The following is a 21,177-nucleotide window of genomic DNA, read 5'->3' on the forward strand; positions in this document are numbered from 1 at the left end:
TTACGCCGGGCTTGTGCAAGAACCTACGAAGAACTCATGCGGGCGGTCGCAGACTGCTTGTCACTGTTCACTCCACAAGAATGTATCAACTACTTCACTCATGCACATTATGTGTCTATATGATCCGGAAATGCTCTAGAATCTAGGAGGTCTGAGGACTGATTTCGCCAAGAGCAAAAAGCCAATAGCCAATATCCAATAGGAAGCTGCAAGGAGAGAACGAGCACGAGAACGAGTGGGAGTTGTTTACCTACCGGGGAAACATTCGATAGGAATGGCTGGATCAGTCGCCGGGGCAGGGGAGGGCGGCAATGGCCTGCATGATTTGGTTGCCGATGGACTGGTAGGCGTCGCGATCACCCGGGATCTCGGTGAATTGGATGGGGGGCCCGAAGACGACGCGGATGGGATGGAAGGGGGTGGGCTTGCGGCCCCGGGGCCAGGCGGGGTGGGCGCCGAAGATGCGCGCGGGCACGACGGGAACGCGGGCCTTGGCCACCACCAGGCCGATGCCGGGCTGGGCGGGTTGGAGTTGGCCGTCCCAACTGCGTGAACCCTCGGGGAAGAGGACAACGCCCGCGCCTTTTTTGGCCACGCCGATGACGCGTTTCAATCCGGCCATGTCCGGCCGTTCCTGGTCGATGGGATGGGCGTTGAGGTTGGCGATGGCGGTGGCGAAAAGGGGGTGATCGAAGAGGGTTTTGCGGGCAAGGTAGTGGGGGGCGCTTTCCAGGGTGCAGCCGATGAGCGGAGGATCGAAGAAGCTGTCGTGGTTGGCGGCGATGATGCAGCCGCCGTCGGGCACGTGTTCGGCGCCATGGACGCGGTAGTCGTAGAAGGTGCGGAAGAGAAGCGCGCTGGCAGCCTGGATGAAGAGGTAGAAGGGGCTTCGCATGGAAGGCGGATGGCTGTTGGCTGTTGGCTGTTGGTGGATGGCTGTTTTGCTAGGCGCGGGATTGGATGCCGCGCACCTTCAATTCTTCGACGATTTCCCGGGCGATGGATTCTGCGGAGAGATGGGTGCTGTCGATGAGCCGGGCGTCGGCGGCCATGGTGAGGGGGGCGACGCGGCGTCCGCGGTCGATGGCATCGCGCTGGGCCAGGGCATCGGTCTGGCCCTGGTTGCGGCGGCGGGCGTCGCGCACGGCAGGATCGGCGTCGATGTAATACTTGTGCGGGGTGTCGGTGAAGACAACGGTTCCGATATCGCGGCCTTCCATGACCAGGGGCTTGCGGTTGCGCAGCTCGCGTTGGCGGATGACGAGGAATTCGCGCAGTTCGGGGATGGAGGCGATCTGCGAGACCACGGCGTTGATGCGTTCGGCCCGGATGTGGGGGGTGGGATCGGTGCCGTCCAGGCGGAGTTCGAGGGAACCGTTCTCGAGGAGGGTTTCGAGGCGTGAGGCGGCGATGAGGGCCTTGACCGCGGCCCGGTCGGTGGGGTCGCAGGTTTTTTCCAGGGCCAGCCAGGCGTAGCTGCGATACATGGCCCCGGTGTCGACATAGACGAAGTTGAGGTGGCGGGCGACGAGCCGGGCCACGGTGCTTTTTCCGGAGGCGGCGGGGCCGTCGATGGCGATGACAGGGTTGAGGATCATGATGGAACGGGGGCCGGTCGGTTAGGCGCTGGGGGAGGCGGATTGGGGATCCTTCTTGGTTTGTGGGCGGGCGGTTTTCTTGCGGAAGGGCCATTTGACGGCGAATTTGCTGGCGGTGTCGCCATCGAGGACCTCGGCCAGGTGTTTCTCGAAGGTGGGGTAGGAGGTCTGGATGCAGTCGGTGTCGTCGATGATGCTGGCCCCCTCGGCAAAGAGACCGAGGATGGCGGAGGCCATGGCGATGCGGTGGTCGCCGTAGGAGGGCACGCGCGCGGCATGGAGGGGGGCGCCGCCCTCGATGATCAATCCATCGGGGGTTTCCTCGATCGGCACGCCGAAGGCGCGGAAGTTGGTGGCGATGGCGGCGAGACGGTCGGATTCCTTGACGCGGAGTTCGCCCGCATCCTTGATGACCGTGCGGCCCTCGGCGAGGGCGGCGGCGACGGCGATGATGGGGATTTCATCGATGACGTTGGGGATTTCCGCGCCGCCGATTTCGGTACCCTTGAGGCGTGTGCCTTCGAGGATTTCCAAGGAACCGCAGGGCTCGGTGGCGTTGTCGTTGACGGATTCGCGCAGCTGGGCCCCCATGCGCAGGAGGACGGTGAGGAGGCCGGTGCGGGTGGGGTTGAGGCCGACGTTGGAGATCTTGAGCCGGGCGCCGAGCATGGCGGAGGCGGCGACGAGCCAGAAGGCGGCGGAGGAGAAGTCGCCGGGGACGCGGAAATCCTCGCCGTGGAGCATGGTGCCGCCGTGGACGGTGACGCTGAGGTCCTTCTGTGCGAGGTGGGCGTGGAAGTGACGGAGCATGCGCTCGGTGTGGTCGCGGGAGGCGGTTTTCTCCGTCACACAGGTGCTGCCTTCGGCCTGGAGGCCGGCGAGGAGGATGGCGGATTTCAACTGCGCGCTGGCGACGGGGGTTTTGTAATGGATGCCCTTGAGTTTGCCGCCGCGGACTTCGATCGGGGGGCGATTGTCAGCGCCTTCGCAGTGGATGACCGCGCCCATGGACTCGAGGGGTTCCTTGACGCGTTTCATGGGACGCTTCGAGAGGGAGGCGTCGCCGAAAAGCTTGGTGGCGAAGTCCTGGCCGGAGAGGAGGCCGGTGAGCAGTCGCATGGTGGTGCCGGAATTGCCGCAATCGAGGGGTTCGCCGGAGGCGAGGAATTTGCCGCGGCGGCCCTGGATGATGAATTCGGTCGGGCTGATGGTGTCGATTTCGACCCCGAGGGCCTGCATGGCGTGGAGGGTGGAAAGGCAATCCTCACTGGGGAGAAAGCCGCTGACCCGGGTTTCGCCGTCGGCAAAGCCGGCCATCATGAGGGCGCGGTGGGACATGGATTTGTCACCGGGCATTTCGAATTCGGCGGCCAGTTTACGGATGCGATAGACCTTGATCTTGGACATAGGAATGGGTGGGGGGGAGGGAATTCAAGACAGTGAACGGCGGACCTGACAAGCTTTGTGTAAGAGATCGGTGAGCGTGGCGGCGTCCCCGGCTTCGAGGGCGGAACGGGCTTGGCGACTGGAGGCTTCCAGGCTGGCCAGGGCCTCCAGCACAGCGGTGCGATTTTCCAGGAGAATTTCCGTCCACATTTCCGGGGGGCCCGCGGCGATGCGGGTGACGTCGCGGAAACCGGGTCCGGCAAATTCACGGGCCCCGGCATCGGCGGCGTGGACGAGCAGGGCGGCGAGGAGGTGGGGCAAGTGGCTGATGGCGGCCACGCGCCGGTCGTGTTCCTGGGGCGAGCAGGTGATGGTGCGGCTGCCCAAGGATTCCCAGAAGGCACGCAGGGCGGTCAGGGCGCGGGCCGGGGTGTCGTCGTCCGGGGTGAGGATGGTGAGGGAACCGTCAAAGAGGGAGGCGCGTGCCGCGGAGAGCCCGGATTGCTCGCTGCCGGCCATGGGGTGGCTGCCCAGCCAGGCGCAACGGTCCCGGGTCATGGGGGCCAGGCGGAGGTGGACCGGAGCCTTGACGCTGCCGACATCGGTCAGGACGGTGGCGTGATCCATGGCGGGGAGGATTTGCCGGACCAGATCCGGCATGGCACCGACCGGGGTGCAGAGGACGACGAGGTCGGCCCCGGCGGCGACCCGGACCGGGTCGGTGTCGGCGAGGTCGGCGAGTTGTTGTTCCCGGACGGGGGCCAAGGCCTCGGGGCGGCGGGCCCAGGTGTGGAGGCGGGTGGAGGGTTCCCGCGCGCGCAGGGCCATCAGGATAGAGCCGCCGAGGAGGCCGGGGCCGAAGATGGCGACGGTGCGGTTCATGGATTGATGGATTGATTGAGAAAGGTAGCTCAGGACCGGAGCAGGCGGGAGAAGGCCTCCTCGAAGCGCCGCATTTGTTCGGGCGTGCCGATGGAGACGCGAACCCAGGCCGGAAGGCCGTAGCTGGTCATGGAACGGATGATGATGCCCTCACGAAGCAGGGCCTTGAAGATCCGGTCGGCCTCCCCGACTTCGACGAAGACAAAATTGGCCTCGGAGGGAACGAAGCGGAGGCCCAGCCCGCGGAAAAAGTCCTGCAGGCGGGCGCGTCCGTCGAGGGTCATGGCGCGGGTGCGGGCCATGTGGTCGTCATCGCCCAATCCGGCCAGGGCGCCCGCCTGGGCCATGCTGTTGGCGTTGAAGGGTTGGCGGCAGCGCTGGAGGATTTCCGCGGTCTCGGGGGAGGCGATGCCGTATCCGACGCGGAGGCCGGCCAGTCCCTGGATCTTGGAGAACGTGCGGAGGACGATGACCTGGAGTCCCTGCCTGACCCATTCGACCGAGGCCGGAGGGTTTTCCAGGAATTCATAATAGGCCTCGTCGAGCACGCAGACCACATGGGGCGGGAGCGACCGGACGAACGACTCGAGGGGTTCGTTGGGAATCCGGGTTCCGGTTGGATTGTTAGGATTGGCGATGAAAACCAGGCGGGTGTCCGGGCGGATGGCGGCGCGGATGGCATCGAGGTCGTGGTGGAAGTCGCGGTCGGGGGCCGCGATGAATGTGACATCGAAGAGTTGGGCCATCAACTGGTAGACGACGAAGGCGTGGCGGCTGGCCACGGCGCTGGTGGTGCCGGCGCGGCCGAAGGCGTGGTAGGCGAGTTCGATGATTTCGTTCGATCCGTTGCCGAGCACGACCATGGAACGGTCGACGCCCATTTTTTCCGCGATGGCGTTGCGGAGGTGGAAGGAGCCGCCGTCGGGGTAGATGTGGAGGCCGCGGAGGGAGGCCTCCATGGCGGCCACGGCCTTGGGCGAGGGACCGAGGGGATTTTCGTTGGAGGCCAGTTTGATGATGTTGGCCGGGTCGAGCCCGAGTTCGCGGGCGACGTCATCGATGGGTTTTCCGGGCTCGTAGGGAACGAGCTGGCGGAGGTTGGGATTGGCCAGATTCCAGACGGACATAAGCGGGAGATCTTGCCGAGCGGGTGGGGGGCTGTCGATGGGATTTGTGATTGGGCAGGGAGCTGGAACTCCCTAGGATGATCGGGACCATGACCCGCACCCCGATCCAATCCGAGAGCGGAGCCTGCCCCAGCCTGGGCGGTCTCAGGTTGAGGCATCCGTTGATGCTTTCGCCGATGGCGGGGTTCACCAACCTGCCCTTCCGCACGGCCATCCGGGCGATGGGGGGATTGTCGGTGGCGACGACCGACCTGGTCAACGCCCGGTCGTTGCTGGAGTTGAATCCCAAGGCGGTGCGGATGGTCACGGCCTGTTCGGACGACCGGCCATTGGGGGTGCAGTTGTTCGGGGCGGACAAGCACGAGTTGAGCGCGGCGGCACGTTTTCTGGAAGACCTGGGGATCGACTTCATCGACATCAATCTGGGCTGTCCGTCCGACAAGGTGACCAAGAACGGGGCCGGTGCGGCCTTGATGCAGGATGAGGAGTTGACCGAGGAACTGGCCGAGGCGGTGGTGAAGGCGGTCCGGCTGCCGGTCACGGTGAAGATGCGTTTGGGGTGGGATGAACGTTCGATCAACGCGCATGAGATCGCCCCCCGGCTGGAGGCGATGGGTGTGGCGGCGGTGGCGGTGCATGGCCGGACCAAGGCCCAGGCCTATTCCGGCAAGGTCAATCTGGAGGGCATCCGCGCGGTGGTTCAATCGGTCAAGCGCATTCCGGTCATCGGCAATGGGGACGTGCACAGTCCCGAGGATGCCCGGCGGATGATCCGCGAAATCGGCTGTGCGGCGGTGATGGTGGGCCGGGCGGCGCTGCGTGATCCCTTTTTTTTCCGTCGCACTGCCTTGTTCTTGGAAGATGGGATTGAGCGACCCCAGCCGGGGATGGAAGCCACTCTGCTTTTCATGCACCACCATTTTGTGCTGACCATGAAATATCTTGGGGAGGACGAGGCCTGCACCCTCTTCAGGAAAACGGTGGCGGGCTACAGCGACGAGTTTCCGCACCGGGAACGCTGGCGGGTGGCCTTCCAGCATCTCGAGTCCAAAGAAGAATACCTCGAACTCCTCGAGTCGCTCTGCCCGGGTGATTACTCCGCGCTGGCGCGGCGCCCGGTCTGGGATGCCGGGGTGATGTTGGAAGCGGTGCGGGCGGCGGTCGACCTGCCGGAACTAGAACCGGCAGGATCGACGCGCGTGAAATGAGGCGTGGGGGTGGGAGGTTGGACGATCAGGCCTTGAGACCGGCCATGCGGCCTTTGGCCTCGGCCTTTTCTTCATCGCGGGTGATGCGCTTTTCCAATTTGGAAAGGGCGCTGTTCTGCAACTGCCGGATGCGCTCGCGGGTGACGCGGAATTTTTTCCCGATGTCGGCCAGGGTCTGTTCCTTGGCACCGTCCAGGCCGAAGCGGAGGGAAATGATCTTCATTTCCCGCTCGTTGAGCACACTGAGGGCGGCCATGACCGTTTCACGCATGTTGTCGTCGAAGAGGCTTTGCGCGGGATCGACCGCGTTTTGGTCGCCGATGATGTCGCCGAGCGAAGGCATGTCTTCGTCGGTGCCGGTGCTGGCATCGAGCGAGAGGGGTTGGAGGCCGGCGGCGCGGAGCTGGGCGATGCGGGTTTCCGAGACCGAGAGTTCCTCGGCCAGTTCGGTATCGTCCGGTTCGCGGCCGAGTTCCTCGGTCAGACGGTAGCTGAGGCGGCGCATTTTCTGGATCTTGTCCGAGACATGGACCGGGACGCGGATGGTTTTGCTCTGATTGGCGATGGCACGGCGCACGGCCTGCTTGATCCACCAGGAGGCGTAGGTGCTGAAGCGGTTGCCACGGCGGTGGTCGAATTTTTCCGCCGCACGCATGAGGCCGATGTTGCCCTCGGCGATGAGGTCCTCGAGGGGCATGCCGTAGCCGTTGTATTCCTTGGCGATTTTGACGACGAGGCGGAGATTGGCTTCCGTCATCTGGCGGAGGGCTTTTTTGTCGCCCTTCTGGATGCGCTTGGAAAGGGCGACCTCATCTTCGGCTTTGAGGAGGGAGAACTTTCCGATTTGTTCCAAGTAGGCTTGAAGGGAATTGCGAATGTCGGTGGTCATATGAGCTCCATTTTGAGATGAATGCGTAATTCTTATGTGATTATGACGCCCCGGGGGTGTTGTTTATTCAGAAAATTTGTATGGACTATGTATGCATCCAGTGAAGGCAAAAAGCTGTTTATGTAACAGGCACGTCGACAACCATTTCCATGAAATTTTATGTCAAACGACCCTGAGACTCAGTTGCTTTAGCCGTAAGAATTTGGTTTTTTTCATCACTTCGCACACAGAGGAGAGACTGTAGGAAACGAGTTGGGCGGCTATAAGGCATGATCCCCATATGGTGAGGGAGAATTCAACCCTGGGAATCATCGGGGCTGGTATCTTGCCGGGTCACTGCTGATCCCATGGCTTTTATAGTGTGCTGCTGTGCTCTTCATGGTTCACTCCCTGCAAAACGGATGAAAAATCCATCCAATCCATCAGAAGCAGAAGCGAGCTGGCGGCTTGTCGGGGCTACCGCGTTGGGTATGCTTGGGGAACGTGGCTCCCGTAGCTCAGCTGGATAGAGCAGCGGATTTCTAATCCGCTGGTCGCAGGTTCGAATCCTGCCGGGAGTGCGGCGAACGAAAAAAATCTGAGGCCGTGGGCCGAACCCCGAAGAAATCGGGGCTGCCGGGAGTGCGTCGCTGCCGTTTAAATGCCCACACCCGGGCGCCAATGGCGGAAGATTTCCGGGAGATGGTTGCCCCATCCGCCCCAGATCATGCCCGCCAGGAGGGGCAGGATGAGGAGGACAATCCCCCCGTAGCCGAGAACCGTTCCCACGAGGGCAAGATTCCTTGAATTCATGGTTAGGTCCGTCCGGGCCAGGGTGAGGTGGCCGAGGATGATGGCCACGAGGGAAACCGGGGTGGTGGCGCAGCAGACGATGCCGGAAATGCCGATGGCTCCACAGATCACGACAGCCACGGCCGCGCCATCCGGATTTTGCGACCCCGCCGGGGTGCTGGCGTGTGGTTGGGGTTGAAATGGTGGATCGGGTGGGGGGACGGGTGGAGATGAAGGGGACGGGATCAACTCGGGAACCGTGCCGAGCGGTCGCCAGTCGGGCCAGCCCTCCGTCCAGACGAGGGAGGCGTCATTGAGGACGCCGACCATACGGAGTCGCTTGAGTTCCTTTTCCTCCACCGGGCCGCCTTTCTGGCCGGAGAGGGCGTAGTGCCATAGGCGTGCGGGGTGTTCAGTCGACATGCGACCAAACTACGGGGACCGGGTTGTTTGAAAAGGCTGCAATGACACTTTCATCCCGGAAAAAAACCACGAACCATGACCAGATCGTGGCCCTCGGCATCGACAAAGACCGGGGGTTCGGGCAGGAATTGGATCTGATGGATGTCGTCGTCGGCCAATCGGAGCGAAACCCCCTCGAGGTGTCCGGCCGCGCCGAGCACGTAGCCGTCCATACGGAAGACGGAGGGATCGGCGGGGTCGGCGGCGATGTAACCGGAAAAGGTGGTTTCTTCGTCGAGGGTCACCCGGGCGAAATCCCCGGCGGCGATGCGGTTGCGCATGTGCGGGTTCATGACCAATTTACGGGACAGAAGCTGGTGAGGCGGTTTCCAGGGCCGGGGCATCCATCCCTGGAAGGAGGGATTTCCGATGCTTCAACCCTGCCTGAGGCTGCGGCGGGGTTTGGTCTTGGGCGTTCCCTCTTCTCCCAGGTCCTCCAACAGGGCGGTGTATTTGTAGGGGAAGTTTTCCAGTTTTTTGCGGGGGATGGTGATGCCGAGCTCGAATTCTATGGCGCGGATCTGCTGGATTTCAAAGGCGGTGGTGAGGGTGACGGCATCGCCGAGCCGCTGGGCCCGGCCGGTGCGTCCGATGCGGTGGACGTATTCGTCGGGCTGGTCGGGGACGTCGTAGTTGATGACGTGGGAAACGCCCTCGATGTCGAGTCCGCGGGAGGCGATGTTGGTGGCGACGAGGACTTCGAAGCCGCCGCTTTTGAATTGTTCGAGGGCGTGGGTGCGTTCGGATTGCGAGCGGTCGGCGTGGATGACCCCGACCTTGTGCTGGGCCTGTTCGAGGGCGCCGTAGATCGAGTCGGCATCGGCCTTGGTGCGGGTGAAGACGATGACGCTTTCGTAGTGCAGGTGTTCGAGGATGGCGAGGAGCAGGTCGAACTTTTGGTCCGAGGCCACGGGGTAGAGGACGTGGGTGACGGTTTCGGCGGGGGAACGGGTGCGACCGATGGCGATCTTCTGAGGATTTTTCAGTGCCCACGAGACCAGGCCTTCCAGGGGTGGGGGCATGGTGGCGGAGAAGAGCAGGGTTTGGCGATCCTCGGGGCAGGCCTCGATGATGCGGCGGACGTCGGGGAGGAAGCCCATGTCGAGCATGCGGTCGGCCTCGTCGAGCACGAGGTGGCGGATATTGCGGAGGTCGATGGTCTTGCGTTCGAGGTGGTCGAGGAGCCGGCCGGGGGTGGCGATGACGATGTCGGCCCCGGCGGCGAGGGTTTCGTCCTGCTTGCCGTATTTGACCCCGCCGTGGATGAGGCAGGTTCGGAATTGGCTGAAGGCACCGAAGTCCTCGAGGGCTTCCGTGACCTGGGCGGCGAGTTCGCGGGTGGGCTCGAGGATGAGGCAACGGAGTTTGCCGTGTTTTCCGAGGTTTTGCAGCAGGGGGAGGGCGAAGGCGGCGGTCTTGCCGGTGCCGGTCTGGGCGGAGGCGATGAGGTCGTGGCCGGCCATGACCACGGGGATGGCCTGTTCCTGGATGGGGGAGGGTTCCACGTAGCGCAGGCGCTGGATGCCGTGCATGAGCTCCTCGCGGAGACCGAAATTCTCGAATGACATGTCGCCCGATCCTAGGCGTGCCCGGAGTGAAAGCAACGCATAAGGTGGGAATCGCGGGAGGGTTTCAGAGTTTTTCCCGGGCGGCCCGGACGCGGGTTTTGAGGGCTTCGAGCTCCCTTTCCATGGCCTCAAGCTCGCCCGCGGTGGATTCGGCCTTGAGCCGGTGCACGGCCTTCTCTTCCTGCACCTCCTGCATGCTGTTCATGATGACCCCGATGAAGAGGTTGAGCATGATCATGGTGCCGAAAAGGACAAAGGAGATGAAGTAGACGACCACCTTGATAGGAGAAACACCCGAACCCCCGCGCAAAAGGTCATACATCAAGCCGGTCCAGCCCTCGAGGGTGATGACCCCGAAGAGGGTCAGCAGGGTGTCGCCGAGGGTGCCGAAATGCTGCGGATCGGCCTTGCCGAAGAAGAAGACGCCGGTGACGCCGTAGATGTAGAAAAGGACGGAAAGGAGGAGGCCGACATAGCCCATCGAGGGGATGGATTTGAGCAGGGCGCCGACGAGGAGCTGCAACTTGGGCAGGGCGGTGACGAGGCGGAGGACGCGGAGGACCCGGGCCAGACGGAGCACGGCGGCAAATTCCGAATGGAAAGGCAGGAGGCAGACCGCAACGATGCTGAAGTCGAAGACATTCCAGGGGTCGCGGAAGTAGCGCCAGGGGCGTGGGAGTTCGGAGGCCAGCTTGAGGAGGATTTCCAGAACGAAGACGAGCAGGATGGCACGGTCGAGCCCGTGCAGGAGGGGGCCATGGGTGGCGACGATGCCGGGGTTCGTTTCCAGGCCGACGACGATGCCGGCGAGAAAGATGGCGGCGATGATGAAGGTTTTGAAAGGGGTCGAATCGACCACGGAGCGGAGGGCGGCGGCGGACATGCCAAACGATCTAGCGGTGCTTTGCCGGGTGTCCAGTGCGGGATGTGGAAGAACTGGGGCTGGCGGTCCAGGAAGCACTGTGTTTATCTGGAGGGGTGAAAAAACGCATCCTCATCATGTCGGCTTCGGTGGGATCGGGTCACATGAAGGCGGCCGAAGCATTGGAAAAAGCCTTCCGGGCGCGCCCCGAAGTGGGCGAGGTGATGAGCGACGATGCGCTTGAATACACGAATGCGGTCCACAAGCAGTTTTACTCCAAGTTGTACGAAAAGCTTTCGAGCATCGCCCCGAACTTTTTGGGCTGGTGGTATGAGCGGAGCGACGAGCCCTGGCGGGCGGACCAGGTGCGTCTGGCCATCGATCTGCCCAACACCCTGCCCCTGATCAAGTTCATCAAGGATTTCCAGCCCGACGCCATCGTTTGCACCCACTTCATGCCCGCCGGGGTGATCTCCTACCTGATCGCCCAAGGCAAGTTGGATACCCACCTGTCGATTGTGGTGACGGACTACCATTTCCATGCCGAATGGTTGTGCCGGGCGTTCCACCGTTACTTTGTGGCCCAACCGGAGGACCGGGTGCACATGGAGGCCTTGGGCCTGCCGCCGGAGCGGATCCATGTGACGGGCATTCCGGTGGACCCGGGTTTCTCGCGTCGCATGAGCCGGCCGGCCATTCTGCGCCGCTTCGGCCTGGACGGAGAGCGGCCGATCCTATTGTTGACGGCGGGGACGCTCGGCCTGAGTCCGGCCCAGTCGGTGGTGCGGCGGTTGTTGGAAATGCCGCAGGATTTCCAGACCGTGGTGGTTTGCGGGAAGAACGAGGCCCTGCGGGATACCATTCATGAACAGGTACGGAATTCGGGGCGGAAGTTCCTCGTTCTGGGCTACACCCGGGAGATGCGGGAATTGATGCATGTATCGAGCCTCTTGTTAAGCAAGCCGGGTGGGTTGACCACGGCCGAATCACTGGCCAGCGGGCTGCCGATGGTCGTGCTGGACCCGGTTGGAGGGCAGGAGGAACGGAATGCGGAGATGCTTCTGGAGAAAGGCGCGGCGATCAAGTGCACGGAAGTGACGGTGCTGCCCTACAAGGTGGGCTGCCTGCTTGACGACCCGGCCCGGCTGCGCCAGATGTCACGTGCCGCCCTGGCGGTTGGCAAGCCCGACGCTGCTGCGGAAATCGCCCGCCTGGTGCTGGAGGATGACGGATTGCCGAACATCATCACCCCGGCAGAAACCCGCAAGTGGCGCTTGGCGGCAGCCCGGGAGGCATGAGCGCATGAGTCCGAGTCCGGTTGGGGCCGGCCGGTTCCTTTGGGGCGTGGCCACCTCAGGTTACCAAAGCGAAGGGGGTTACAACGGTCCCGGCCAGCCCCAGAACAACTGGGCCGAGTCCGAGGAGCGGAGCGATGTCGCCACCACCGGACAGGGGCCTGACTTTTGGAACCGCTACGAGGAGGATTTCAGTCGTTGCCAGGCGATGGGACTGAATGCCTTCCGCATGGGTGTGGAATGGGCGCGCATCCAGCCCAGCCCGGCAAGGCACCGGCACGACCCGCCGTTTTTCGACGGCGAGGCATTGCGGGCCTATGCCCGGCGCCTGGCCTCGGCGAGGGAACATGGCATGGAGCCCGTGGTGACCCTGCACCACTTCACCCATCCGGCGTGGTTGGGGACCGATCCCTGGTTGGAGGAGGAGACGCCCGCGTTGTTTGCGCACTATGTCCGCCACACGGTCCTGATGCTGAACCGGATTCTCGAGTCGGAGCACGGCCAACCGCCCCTGCGCTGGTTCATCACGCTCAACGAGCCGAACATGCTGGTGCTGAACACCTATGTCCGCCGGCAATTCCCCGGCTCCATTCCTCCCTCGATCCGGACAGTGACCCTGGCCTACGACCACCTCCTGGCAGCCCACGTTCTGGCCTACAATGTGCTCCATGATCTTTACGCGGGCGAAGGCTGGCGGGCGCCCATGGTTTCGCTCAACACCTACAGCAGTGACCTCTATTGGAACGACAAGGTGCTGTGGGATTTCCTGGCCCTGGGCGAGACCAATCTCCGGCCCAGCGATTGGAATGAGTATTTCCGCAACCGGGCGGCGGAGTTTGACGAGGCGGTGCACGCTGCGGACCTGCCCATGGCCCATACGGCCGGGTGGTTCATGGGAAAGGCCTTCCAGAGCCTGGCCAATTGGTTCCACTTCCTTGTTTTTGACGCCGGAGAAATGAAGGCTTTTGCCAGGGCGCTGGAACGCTCCGCCCGCTCCCGCCTTTTTGATTACACCGGAATCGATTACTACGATCCCTTCAGCGCGCATCTTTTCCGGTTCCCGAGCTTTGCCGACCTGGAATTGTCGCACGTCGGTTGGCACGCCTGGGTCATGGAGGGGATGATGCGCAAGTGGTGGGAATGGAAGATGCTTCCGGAGGGCCTGGGGTTCTTCTGTCGCCACTACGCCGAGGCCTACCATCGTCCGGTGTTGATCGCCGAGAATGGCATGGCCCTGCGGCGGAAGGCGGACAATTCACCCGGCCACCGCCGCGGCGACCGCATGACGCGCAGCCTGTTCCTCCAGATGCATGTGAGACAAGTGATCCAATTGGTCCGGGCGGGGGTGCCGGTGGCGGGTTATCTGCACTGGTCGCTGACGGACAATTACGAATGGGGATCGTTCACCCCGCGCTTCGGGCTGTATGCCCTGGATTACGCCCGCGCTTCTGTGCGTCTGGAGGCGGACCATCTGGGGGACGAACCGTCGCGGACGTATGCCAAGCTGGTCCGCCAGGCGGGTTTTTGACCCGCCCGGCATTCCTTATTCCATCAGGCGTACAGCGGACCGTACGTCTGGCAGGCGCGGAAGTCCGCGCCCTCGCGGTCGGCGGTGCCGAAGGCATTCCACGCGCTCGGGCGGAAGATGCGGGGTTCTTCGACATTGTGCATGTAAACCGGGATGCGGAGGATGGAGGCGAGGGTGAGGTAGAGGTGGCCGACATGGCCCGCCGTGAGCACACAATGGTTGGCCCCCCAGTGGTTCATGACCTCGTAGGTGGACTGGAAGGCGCCCGAGCCGGTCAGGCGCGGGGCGAACCAGGTGGTCGGCCAGGTTGGGTTGGTCCGGAGGTCGAGGGCGTCATGCACCGCATCGGGGAGTTCCACCGTCCAACCTTCGGCCACCTGGAGCACGGGGCCCAGGCCGGCCGCCAGATTCAGGCGGATCATGGTGGCGGGCATGCCCCCGCGGGTGCGGTAGCGGGTGCTCCAACCGCCGCCCGGGAAATACTCGGTGATGGAAGGATGCCAGGTGGTGGACTTGAGGCAGGCTTCGGCTTCTGCATCGGTGATTTCCCAGAAGGGCTTGAAGGCCGGCTTGCCGTCGGGGCCGCTTTGGCAGCCGGTGCCGTCCAGTGCGGCCGGGCCGGAGTTGATCAAGTGGAGCAGTCCGTCGGCCGCCGGGCCCGAGGGCTTCCAGCCCCCGGAGGCCTTGGCGATGGCGTCCGGGCTCCAGTAAGTGCGCAGGTCGGCGAAGATTTGTGCCGTATTGGTCAGAAGCCAGCCAAAGAGCATGCCGGCGCCGTTGAGGGCGTCGTTCTCGGTCGCGACAATGTAAGGGGCGCGTTTCCCGGTCCAGTCGAACGAGCTGTTGAGGATGGCCTCGAGGTAGTCGCCATTGGGGAAGTGGTCGGTCCATTGGCGCTGGCCCTGGAATCCGCCGGCCAGGGCATAGTGGCCCTGGGCCTGTTCGCCGTAGCCCAGTTCGGCCAGGCGTGGATTGCCCACCATGAGGTCGCGCGCGATGAGGGCCATCTTGACCGATGTCTCCCATTCGCTGTCGAGCTGTTGGCGGCTGCGGGTGGTTTCCTTGCTGTTGAAGTCCCTGCCCTCGGCGCAGTGCTTCCGGGTCCAGGCCAGGGCGGTTTCGTACTCGGCCGGATCGAAGATCCCCTTGTTGATCCGTCCGCAGAATTCCGCCATGTCGATGGCTTCGACGCGCATGCCGAGGTGTTGTTCCCAGAAAGCGGGGTCGACGACACTGCCGGCGATGCCCATGCTGGTGCCGCCCATGGAGAGATAAGCTTTGCCGCGCATGATGGCCGCGGCCAGTCCGCAGCGGGCGAAGTTGAGGAGTTTTTCCTCGACGTCGGCGGGGATGGATTCATCCCCGGCATTCTGGACATCGCGGCCGTAGATGCCGAAAGCGGGCAGGCCCTTCTGGGTGTGGCCGGCGAGCACGGCGGCGAGGTAGACCGCGCCGGGGCGTTCGGTGCCGTTGAAACCCCAGACCGCCTTGGGCCGGTGGGGGTCCATGTCCATGGTTTCCGAGCCATAACACCAACAGGGGGTCACGGTGAGGCTGACTCCCACGTTCTCGCGGCGGAATTTTTCCTCGCAGGCGGCGGCTTCGCGCACGCCGCCGATGCAGGAGTCGGCGATGACACATTCGACCGGAGTCCCGGCCGGGGTGCGCAGCTTGGAAGAGAGGAGGCGGGCGGTGCGTTCCGCCATGGCCATGGTTTGCTTTTCGAGGGATTCGCGCACGCCGCCGAGGCGTCCGTCAATTGTCGGGCGAATGCCAATTTTTGGGATGTTTTGCAACAAGGGATTCATCGGAGAAAATTGTGCCGCTCGTGCGGCAAAAGCAAACTGAAATCCCGTGCTTGCCAGCGTTCCCGTCCTTGGGAAGATGAGCCATGTATCGATCCGAACCTCCCTCTTCATTCTTTCCAGCACTGGTTCTTGCCCTTGGCTTGGCCATGGGCGGCTGGCTCATCGGTTCCGGGATCCGCCAAGTGGCTTTGGCCAAGGAAAGCGTGACCGTCAAAGGCTATTCCGACCAGGAAATCACCTCGGATTTCGGGCTGTGGTCGGCCACGGTGACCGTGCGGGGCCTCAAGCTGGCCGACACCGGCAAGACCCTCCAAAACCAGATGGCCGCGGTGACTAAATTTTTGGAAAGCCAGGGTGTCCCCGCGACGCGGATCGCCGTGCAGCAAGTCAACAGTTACCCCCTGATGCGAACCACCGACTCGGGCAACACGACATCGATCATCGACAGTTTCGTCACGAGCCAGCGGGTTTCGGTGGAAAGCACGGACATCGCCATGCTCCAGGCCCTGACCCTCCGCAGCCCCGAGCTGCTGGGACTGGGTTACGAGATCAACCTGGAACCGACGCAGTACTTCCGGCGCGAGCTTGGGGATTTGAAGATCAAACTGCTGGGCAATGCGATTGAAGACGCACAGACCCGGGCGCGGGAAATGGCTTCGCGGACCGGACGTTCGATCGGCCGCCTGCGTTCGACGACCCAGGGGGTCTTCCAAGTGACGGCGGCCTCTTCCACGGAGATATCCCCGACCGGCGAATTGGACACCTCCTCGGTGGAGAAGAAAATCCGCGCCGTGGTCACGGCGGAATTCGAGTTGAAGTAACCGGCGGAAATTTCAGGTCTGGAGGGTGGTCTTGCTGCGCGGCTTCGAGGCCGAGGCGGCCGGCCGGTTGTGTTTCTCCGCCAGCAGGATGAATTCGGCCTGGCAGCGGACGCGCGGGGTGTCCGCGGTCACCGCGGGCCGTCGGTAGGTGCCATCGGGCTGCATGACCCGGGCCTTGGTGTTGTCGGATTTCATCAGATCGACAATCTCGTCCAGGATGCGCTGGCGGAGCAGGGGATCGAGCACCGGGAAAACGACCTCGATCCGCCGGATGAGGTTGCGGGGCATCCAGTCGGCACTGCCGAGATAGACCTCAGGGGCGCCGTCGTTGCCGAAGATGTAGACCCGGCTGTGTTCCAGGAACTGGTCGACGATGCTGCGCACCTCGATGTTCTCACTGACCCCGGGAAGTCCGGGGCGCAGACAACAGATGCCGCGGATGAGCAAATCAATCTTCACCCCGGCCTGCGAAGCCTGGTAAAGGGATTCGATGATGTCGCGGTCGACCAGGGCGTTCATTTTGGCGAAGATCGAGGCCGGCCTGCCGGCGCGGGCATGGGCGGTTTCGCGGGCGATTTTTTCGATGAAACGTTCGCGCAGGTCAAAAGGGGCGACCATGAGATGTTCGAAACCCGGGTAATCGGACATGCCGGTCAGGGTGTTGAAAAGCGTGGCGACCTCCGAGCAGAGGGACTCGCGCGTGGTCAAAAGGCCGAGGTCGGTGTAGAGCCGGGCCGTGCGGGGGTGGTAGTTGCCGGTGCCGAGGTGCACGTAGTGGCGGATGCGGTCCTCGTCGCGGCGGACGATCATCAGGATCTTGCAGTGGGTTTTGAGGCCGACGAGCCCATAGACGACGTGGATGCCGGCCTCTTCCATGGCGCGGGCCCAGGCGATGTTGTTGGCCTCGTCGAAACGGGCCTTCAGTTCTACCAGGACGGTGATCTGCTTGCCTTCCTCGGAAGCGCGGATGAGGGCCTTGATGATGGGGGAATCGCCGCTGGTGCGGTAAAGGGTCATCTTGATCGCCAGGACGCGGGGGTCGGATGCCGCCTTTTCGACAAACTCGACGATGCTCTGGAAATTTTCGTAGGGGTGGTGGAAAAGCAGGTCCTGCGTCCGCATGACCTCAAAGATGTCGGCATCACCCTGTAAAGGAAGGAGGGTGACGGGGTTGTGGTTGGGGTATTTGAGTTCCTTGGGGGCGTCGAGGGTGGAAAGGGTCATCAGTCGCATCATGTTGAGCGGCCCGTTGACGGCGTAGAGGTCCTCTTTTTGCAGGCGGAATTTTTCCAGCAGGATCTGGCGCACGGCCGTCGGGCAGCTGTCCTCGACTTCCAGGCGGACCGCATTGCCTCGGTTGCGCTTGCGCAATTCTTCCTCGATGTGGCTGAGCAGGTTTTGTGATTCTTCCTCGTCGATGTAGAGATCGCTGTTGCGGGTGACGCGGAAGGGATGGGTGCCGAGGACCCTCATGCCGGGGAAAAGGTATTCGACATGGGCCTCGATGAGGTGGCCCAGGAACAGGAACTCGTGGGTGTGTCCGGTGCGGTTGGGGAGTTCGATCAGGCGGCTGAGCACCCGCGGGATCTGGACGATGGCATGGCGGTTTTCGGCGTCCTTGGGCCCTTTTTCCAATACCACAATGAGATTGAGGCTTTTATTGAGCAATTGGGGGAAGGGATGGCTGGGATCGACCGCCAACGGGGTGAGGACGGGGTAGACCTCGTTGATGAAGTAACGCCGGGCCCATTCGCGGTCATCCGGGTCCAGTTCGGCCAGCTTGAGGAAGCGGATGTTTTTCTCGGCCAGTGCGGGCACCAGTCCGGCGCGCCAGAGATGGTACTGGTCGCGGACCATCTGGTTGACGCGCCTTTGGAGCGCGGCCAAGGCTTGGTTGGCGGTGAGGCCGTCCGGACCGGAATCGTCGGTCTGGGAGTCGATTTGCTGTTTCAGTCCGGCGATGCGGATTTCGAAGAATTCATCGAGATTCGAACTGACGATCCCGAGGAATTTGACCCGCTCCAGGAGTGGGGTGGTGGGATCGAGCGCCTCTTCGAGGACACGCTGGTTGAATTCAAGCCAACTCAGCTCCCGGTTGACAAAGTGCTCCGGTCTAAAGGTTTCCACAGGGTCCTGCACGGAGGCAACATAGCGGAAGCACGGCAGGTCACAACTGCAAAGCCGTCACGGCGTATCAAGCAGAACGCGGCCCAAGGGACACGGCAACAGGCTGGCCGATTTTCAGCAGAGCCTGTGTGATGGGGCAGTGTATGGCTGTTCAGTTCTGACAGGGCGTTCGGCCAGCCGGACGTCACTTCGGCTGGACGATGACCGTGACGCGGCCCTGGGTGGGGGCGAAGTACTTTTTGATGGCCGTGTTGATTTCGGCATCGGTGATGGACTGGATGCGCTCGTTCAATTTGGATTCGTAATCCAGACCGAGGCCATAGAGTTCGTTGAGCGAAGCCTTGAAGGCGATGGCGGCGGCGCTTTGGTCCTGGAGGAGGCGCTCGCCGGTGAGTTTGGCGCGGGCGCGGGCGATTTCGTCGGCTGCCAGGCCTTTTTCGACCATGATTTTGATTTCATCCAACAACTCGGTGCGGACTTTCTCGGCCTTGGTCTTTTCGGTTCCGGCGTAGAAGATGAACATGCCGGGTTCGAGGGCCACGGACTGGCCGGTGCCGACAAAGTAAGCCAGGGATTGTTTCTCGCGGATGCGGATGAAGAGACGGGAAGCGAGGTCGGAAAGGGCCTCGTTGACGATCTCGAGGGCGGGCCGGTCGGGTGAGCCGACGGAGACACCGGGGAAACCGATCATGACGATGGCTTGTTGCTTGGGGGTTGAGATTTCGAGAGGGGCCTGGGTGAAGGTCCAGTCGGGGGCGCCTGGGCTCTTGAAGGCCGTGCCCGACTGGAGCTGGTCTTTGGGGAAGTACCGTTCAAAGAGGGCGGTGGCGGCGGCGGGGTCGAAGCTGCCGCCGATGCTGAAGACCATGCGCGAGGGGTGGAGGAGGGAACGGTGGTAGGTTTGGAGGGCACCGGGGGTGAGGGCGGCCAGGCTGGTTTCGCTGCCAAGGGGATTGAGGCGGAAGGGGTGTTGGCCGAAGAGGGTGGCGCGCATGGCGTTGCGGGCCAGAGCGGTGGGTTGGTCTTTTTCCAATTTGAGATCGGAGACCTGCTTGGCGCGCTCTTTGTCGAATTCTTCCGCAGGGAAAGAAGGGTGGAGGGAGAGGTCGGCCAGGAGGGCGACCGCGGCATCCAGATCGCCGGGCAGGACTTCGATGCCGAGGCTGAGGGAATTGTTGCCGTAGAGGCGGTCGACGGAGCCGCCGAGATTTTCGATGGTGTCGGCAATGGCTTCGGCGGTGCGGGTGGGGGTGCCCTTGTCAAGCAAGCGGCTGGTGAGGGTGCCGATGCCGTTGTTCGCGGCCGTTTCTTCAAGAATGCCGCCGAGGAAGGTGACGCGGATGTTGACCAGGGGGACTTTTTCGTCGCGCTTCAAGACCAGGGGGACGCCGTTGGCCAGCACTTTTCTCTGGAGGTCGGCGGTCTGGGAATTCGCGGCCGGGGCGGTGGCGGATTCCGGGGCCGATGCGGGCGGGTTGAGGCTGACGACGGAGAGGGTGCGGTCGAGGAGATAGGTTTTGGCGACTCGGCGGAGGTCGTCGGCGGTGACTTGCTGCACCCCTTCCAGGTAGGTCTGGTCGAATTGGAGATCGCGGGCCACCAGCCAGCTGCTGCCGAGGGCGGCGGCTTTGCCGGCGACGGTTTTGAGTTCGGAGGCGCGTTCGACGAGGACTTTGCGTTTGGCTTTGTTCAGTTCGGACGGGGTGACGGGTTCGGTCTTGAGTTTGTTCAGTTCCTCGGCGATCTCGGATTCAACCTTGGCGCGGAGGTCGTCCGCTCCGGGATGGAAGAGGGCGCTGACGCCCCAGAGACCGGAGTCCTTGGGGGTGTAGGAGAAGACCGAGACGCTGCGGAGGAGTTTTTCCCGTTCGACGAGGCGGCGGTGGAGGCGCGAGCTGTCGCCGTCGCCGGCAATGATGGCGAGGACATCGAGGGCGTAGATGTCGGGGTGGGTGATGCCCGGGATGTGCCAGGCAAGGCTCAGACGGCGGGCGTCGGTGGGGAAGGTTTCGGCGGCTTCACGGCGTCCGAGTTGGGGAGGTTCGTCCGGATAGAGGGAGGGTTCGTGGGCCCGGCGCGGCACGTCGGCGGTCAGGCGGGTGAGCTCACTTTTGACTTCCTCGGCGTCGACGTTGCCGACGAGGATGAAGGTCATGTTGTTGGGGACGTAGTGTTTTTTGTAGTAAGCCAGGACGTCCTCGCGGGTGAGTTGGTTGTAGACCTCGAGATGGCCGATGACCGGATAGCGGAAGGGGTGGCGGGTGAAAGCAGTGGAGAAGAAAAGCTTCTGCATGGTGCGGTCGGGGTCGTCGAAGCCCATGGCGAATTCGCGGCGGATGACTTCCTGCTCCTTGGCGTATTCCTCGGGAGGCAGAGTGGAGTGGAACATGGCGTCGGCGAGGACATCGAGGAGGGTTTTCCAGCCCGAACTGGGGGCGTCGACGTAATAGACGGTGCGGTCGAAGGAGGTGTAGGCGTTGATGTAGCCTCCGTGGTCCTGGATGGTGCGGGCGATCTCGGAATTGCCGCGGCGGGTGGTGCCCTTGAAGAGCATGTGTTCGAGGATGTGGGAGATGCCGGCGCCGAGGTGTTTGCCCTCGGTGAGGCTGCCGGCTTCACACCAGGCTTGGACGGAGACGACGGGCGAGCTGTGGTCTTCCTCGACGATGAGGCGGAGGCCGTTGGGGAGTTCGAAAAGGCGGGCCTTGCCGGAGGCGAGACGGAGGTTGATGTTGGGTTGGGAGGATGGGGCGGAGCCCGATCCCTGCTGAAGGTTGCAGGCATTCATGGAAAGTAGGGTGGCGGCCAGGAGACCGCAGAGGGCATGCTTCATCGGATGAACCGG

Annotated in this window: 17 protein-coding genes and 1 tRNA gene; 5 read left to right on the forward strand and 13 right to left on the reverse strand. The window is 63.1% G+C overall.

Features of this window, described 5'->3' with window-relative positions; all coding sequences use genetic code 11:
• Positions 1-283: 283 nt before the first annotated feature.
• The 5 genes from SFU85_10330 to hisC are packed head-to-tail and all read right to left on the reverse strand — an operon-like array spanning position 284 to position 4,993.
• Positions 284-895 (reverse strand): lysophospholipid acyltransferase family protein, encoded by a 612-nt coding sequence (locus tag SFU85_10330; protein ID MDX6767174.1) that lies wholly within the window; start codon positions 893-895, stop codon positions 284-286.
• Between the two features lie 49 nt (positions 896-944).
• A complete protein-coding gene (cmk, locus tag SFU85_10335) occupies positions 945-1,598 on the reverse strand; it encodes a (d)CMP kinase (protein ID MDX6767175.1) in 654 nt (217 codons plus the stop codon).
• A gap of 21 nt (positions 1,599-1,619) precedes the next feature.
• A complete protein-coding gene (gene aroA, locus SFU85_10340; protein ID MDX6767176.1) occupies positions 1,620-3,005 on the reverse strand; it encodes a 3-phosphoshikimate 1-carboxyvinyltransferase in 1,386 nt (461 codons plus the stop codon).
• A gap of 24 nt (positions 3,006-3,029) precedes the next feature.
• Positions 3,030-3,866 carry a prephenate dehydrogenase/arogenate dehydrogenase family protein gene (locus SFU85_10345; protein MDX6767177.1) on the reverse strand — a complete coding sequence of 279 codons (837 nt, stop codon included), beginning with the start codon at positions 3,864-3,866 and terminating at the stop codon, positions 3,030-3,032.
• A gap of 29 nt (positions 3,867-3,895) precedes the next feature.
• A complete protein-coding gene (hisC, locus tag SFU85_10350; GenBank protein MDX6767178.1) occupies positions 3,896-4,993 on the reverse strand; it encodes a histidinol-phosphate transaminase in 1,098 nt (365 codons plus the stop codon).
• An 89-nt stretch (positions 4,994-5,082) separates the two neighbouring features.
• Here hisC and dusB point away from each other — a divergent pair, with 89 nt between their 5' ends.
• A complete protein-coding gene (dusB, locus tag SFU85_10355; protein MDX6767179.1) occupies positions 5,083-6,201 on the forward strand; it encodes a tRNA dihydrouridine synthase DusB in 1,119 nt (372 codons plus the stop codon).
• A 25-nt stretch (positions 6,202-6,226) separates the two neighbouring features.
• Here dusB and SFU85_10360 read toward each other — a convergent pair whose 3' ends face one another.
• A complete protein-coding gene (locus SFU85_10360) occupies positions 6,227-7,090 on the reverse strand; it encodes an RNA polymerase sigma factor RpoD/SigA (protein MDX6767180.1) in 864 nt (287 codons plus the stop codon).
• Positions 7,091-7,576: 486 nt separating this feature from the next.
• On the opposite strand from SFU85_10360, the gene SFU85_10365 reads away from it, so the two are divergent.
• Positions 7,577-7,650: transfer RNA gene (locus SFU85_10365), tRNA-Arg, on the forward strand.
• Between the two features lie 76 nt (positions 7,651-7,726).
• Here SFU85_10365 and SFU85_10370 read toward each other — a convergent pair.
• The 4 genes from SFU85_10370 to SFU85_10385 all read right to left on the reverse strand — a co-directional run bounded on the left by SFU85_10370 (position 7,727) and on the right by SFU85_10385 (position 10,774).
• A complete protein-coding gene (locus SFU85_10370; GenBank protein ID MDX6767181.1) occupies positions 7,727-8,284 on the reverse strand; it encodes a GYF domain-containing protein in 558 nt (185 codons plus the stop codon).
• A 50-nt stretch (positions 8,285-8,334) separates the two neighbouring features.
• Positions 8,335-8,616 (reverse strand): hypothetical protein, encoded by a 282-nt coding sequence (locus SFU85_10375; GenBank protein MDX6767182.1) that lies wholly within the window; start codon positions 8,614-8,616, stop codon positions 8,335-8,337.
• Between the two features lie 81 nt (positions 8,617-8,697).
• The gene (locus SFU85_10380; GenBank protein ID MDX6767183.1) at positions 8,698-9,891 is read right to left on the reverse strand and encodes a DEAD/DEAH box helicase; all 1,194 of its coding nucleotides are present in this window, start codon (positions 9,889-9,891) and stop codon (positions 8,698-8,700) included.
• Between the two features lie 64 nt (positions 9,892-9,955).
• Positions 9,956-10,774, reverse strand: a complete 819-nt coding sequence (locus tag SFU85_10385; protein ID MDX6767184.1) for an ion transporter — start codon at positions 10,772-10,774, stop codon at positions 9,956-9,958.
• A 95-nt stretch (positions 10,775-10,869) separates the two neighbouring features.
• Here SFU85_10385 and SFU85_10390 point away from each other — a divergent pair, with 95 nt between their 5' ends.
• Together SFU85_10390 and SFU85_10395 are read left to right on the forward strand one after the other, a co-directional pair.
• Positions 10,870-12,051, forward strand: a complete 1,182-nt coding sequence (locus SFU85_10390; GenBank protein ID MDX6767185.1) for a glycosyltransferase — start codon at positions 10,870-10,872, stop codon at positions 12,049-12,051.
• Positions 12,052-12,055: 4 nt separating this feature from the next.
• Entirely contained in the window at positions 12,056-13,576 is a 1,521-nt protein-coding gene (locus SFU85_10395) for a family 1 glycosylhydrolase (GenBank protein MDX6767186.1), read from the forward strand.
• 23 nt (positions 13,577-13,599) lie between these two features.
• On the opposite strand, the gene SFU85_10400 is transcribed toward SFU85_10395, so the two are convergent.
• Positions 13,600-15,384: an L-fucose isomerase gene (locus tag SFU85_10400; GenBank protein ID MDX6767187.1), complete on the reverse strand. Its 1,785-nt coding sequence runs from the start codon at positions 15,382-15,384 to the stop codon at positions 13,600-13,602.
• 83 nt (positions 15,385-15,467) lie between these two features.
• Here SFU85_10400 and SFU85_10405 point away from each other — a divergent pair, with 83 nt between their 5' ends.
• Complete coding sequence (locus SFU85_10405; protein ID MDX6767188.1) at positions 15,468-16,205, forward strand: SIMPL domain-containing protein; 738 nt, start codon at positions 15,468-15,470, stop codon at positions 16,203-16,205.
• A gap of 12 nt (positions 16,206-16,217) precedes the next feature.
• Here SFU85_10405 and ppk1 read toward each other — a convergent pair whose 3' ends face one another.
• Together ppk1 and SFU85_10415 are read right to left on the reverse strand one after the other, a co-directional pair.
• Positions 16,218-18,344 carry a polyphosphate kinase 1 gene (gene ppk1 / locus SFU85_10410; protein ID MDX6767189.1) on the reverse strand — a complete coding sequence of 709 codons (2,127 nt, stop codon included), beginning with the start codon at positions 18,342-18,344 and terminating at the stop codon, positions 16,218-16,220.
• A 172-nt stretch (positions 18,345-18,516) separates the two neighbouring features.
• Positions 18,517-21,165: a pitrilysin family protein gene (locus SFU85_10415; GenBank protein MDX6767190.1), complete on the reverse strand. Its 2,649-nt coding sequence runs from the start codon at positions 21,163-21,165 to the stop codon at positions 18,517-18,519.
• Positions 21,166-21,177: the final 12 nt, after the last annotated feature.

Source organism: Candidatus Methylacidiphilales bacterium (assembly GCA_033875315.1).
In the GTDB taxonomy this organism is placed as follows: Bacteria; Verrucomicrobiota; Verrucomicrobiia; order Methylacidiphilales; family CAZTYG01; genus JANRJG01.

Coding starts and splice junctions, on each gene's coding strand:
- SFU85_10330 (MDX6767174.1), bottom strand. CDS start 895: ATGCGAAGCCCCTTCTACCTCTTCATCCAGGCTGCCAGCGCGCTTCTC.
- cmk (MDX6767175.1), bottom strand. CDS start 1,598: ATGATCCTCAACCCTGTCATCGCCATCGACGGCCCCGCCGCCTCCGGA.
- aroA (MDX6767176.1), bottom strand. CDS start 3,005: ATGTCCAAGATCAAGGTCTATCGCATCCGTAAACTGGCCGCCGAATTC.
- SFU85_10345 (MDX6767177.1), bottom strand. CDS start 3,866: ATGAACCGCACCGTCGCCATCTTCGGCCCCGGCCTCCTCGGCGGCTCT.
- hisC (MDX6767178.1), bottom strand. CDS start 4,993: ATGTCCGTCTGGAATCTGGCCAATCCCAACCTCCGCCAGCTCGTTCCC.
- dusB (MDX6767179.1), top strand. CDS start 5,083: ATGACCCGCACCCCGATCCAATCCGAGAGCGGAGCCTGCCCCAGCCTG.
- SFU85_10360 (MDX6767180.1), bottom strand. CDS start 7,090: ATGACCACCGACATTCGCAATTCCCTTCAAGCCTACTTGGAACAAATC.
- SFU85_10370 (MDX6767181.1), bottom strand. CDS start 8,284: ATGTCGACTGAACACCCCGCACGCCTATGGCACTACGCCCTCTCCGGC.
- SFU85_10375 (MDX6767182.1), bottom strand. CDS start 8,616: ATGAACCCGCACATGCGCAACCGCATCGCCGCCGGGGATTTCGCCCGG.
- SFU85_10380 (MDX6767183.1), bottom strand. CDS start 9,891: ATGTCATTCGAGAATTTCGGTCTCCGCGAGGAGCTCATGCACGGCATC.
- SFU85_10385 (MDX6767184.1), bottom strand. CDS start 10,774: ATGTCCGCCGCCGCCCTCCGCTCCGTGGTCGATTCGACCCCTTTCAAA.
- SFU85_10395 (MDX6767186.1), top strand. CDS start 12,056: ATGAGTCCGAGTCCGGTTGGGGCCGGCCGGTTCCTTTGGGGCGTGGCC.
- SFU85_10400 (MDX6767187.1), bottom strand. CDS start 15,384: ATGAATCCCTTGTTGCAAAACATCCCAAAAATTGGCATTCGCCCGACA.
- SFU85_10405 (MDX6767188.1), top strand. CDS start 15,468: ATGTATCGATCCGAACCTCCCTCTTCATTCTTTCCAGCACTGGTTCTT.
- SFU85_10415 (MDX6767190.1), bottom strand. CDS start 21,165: ATGAAGCATGCCCTCTGCGGTCTCCTGGCCGCCACCCTACTTTCCATG.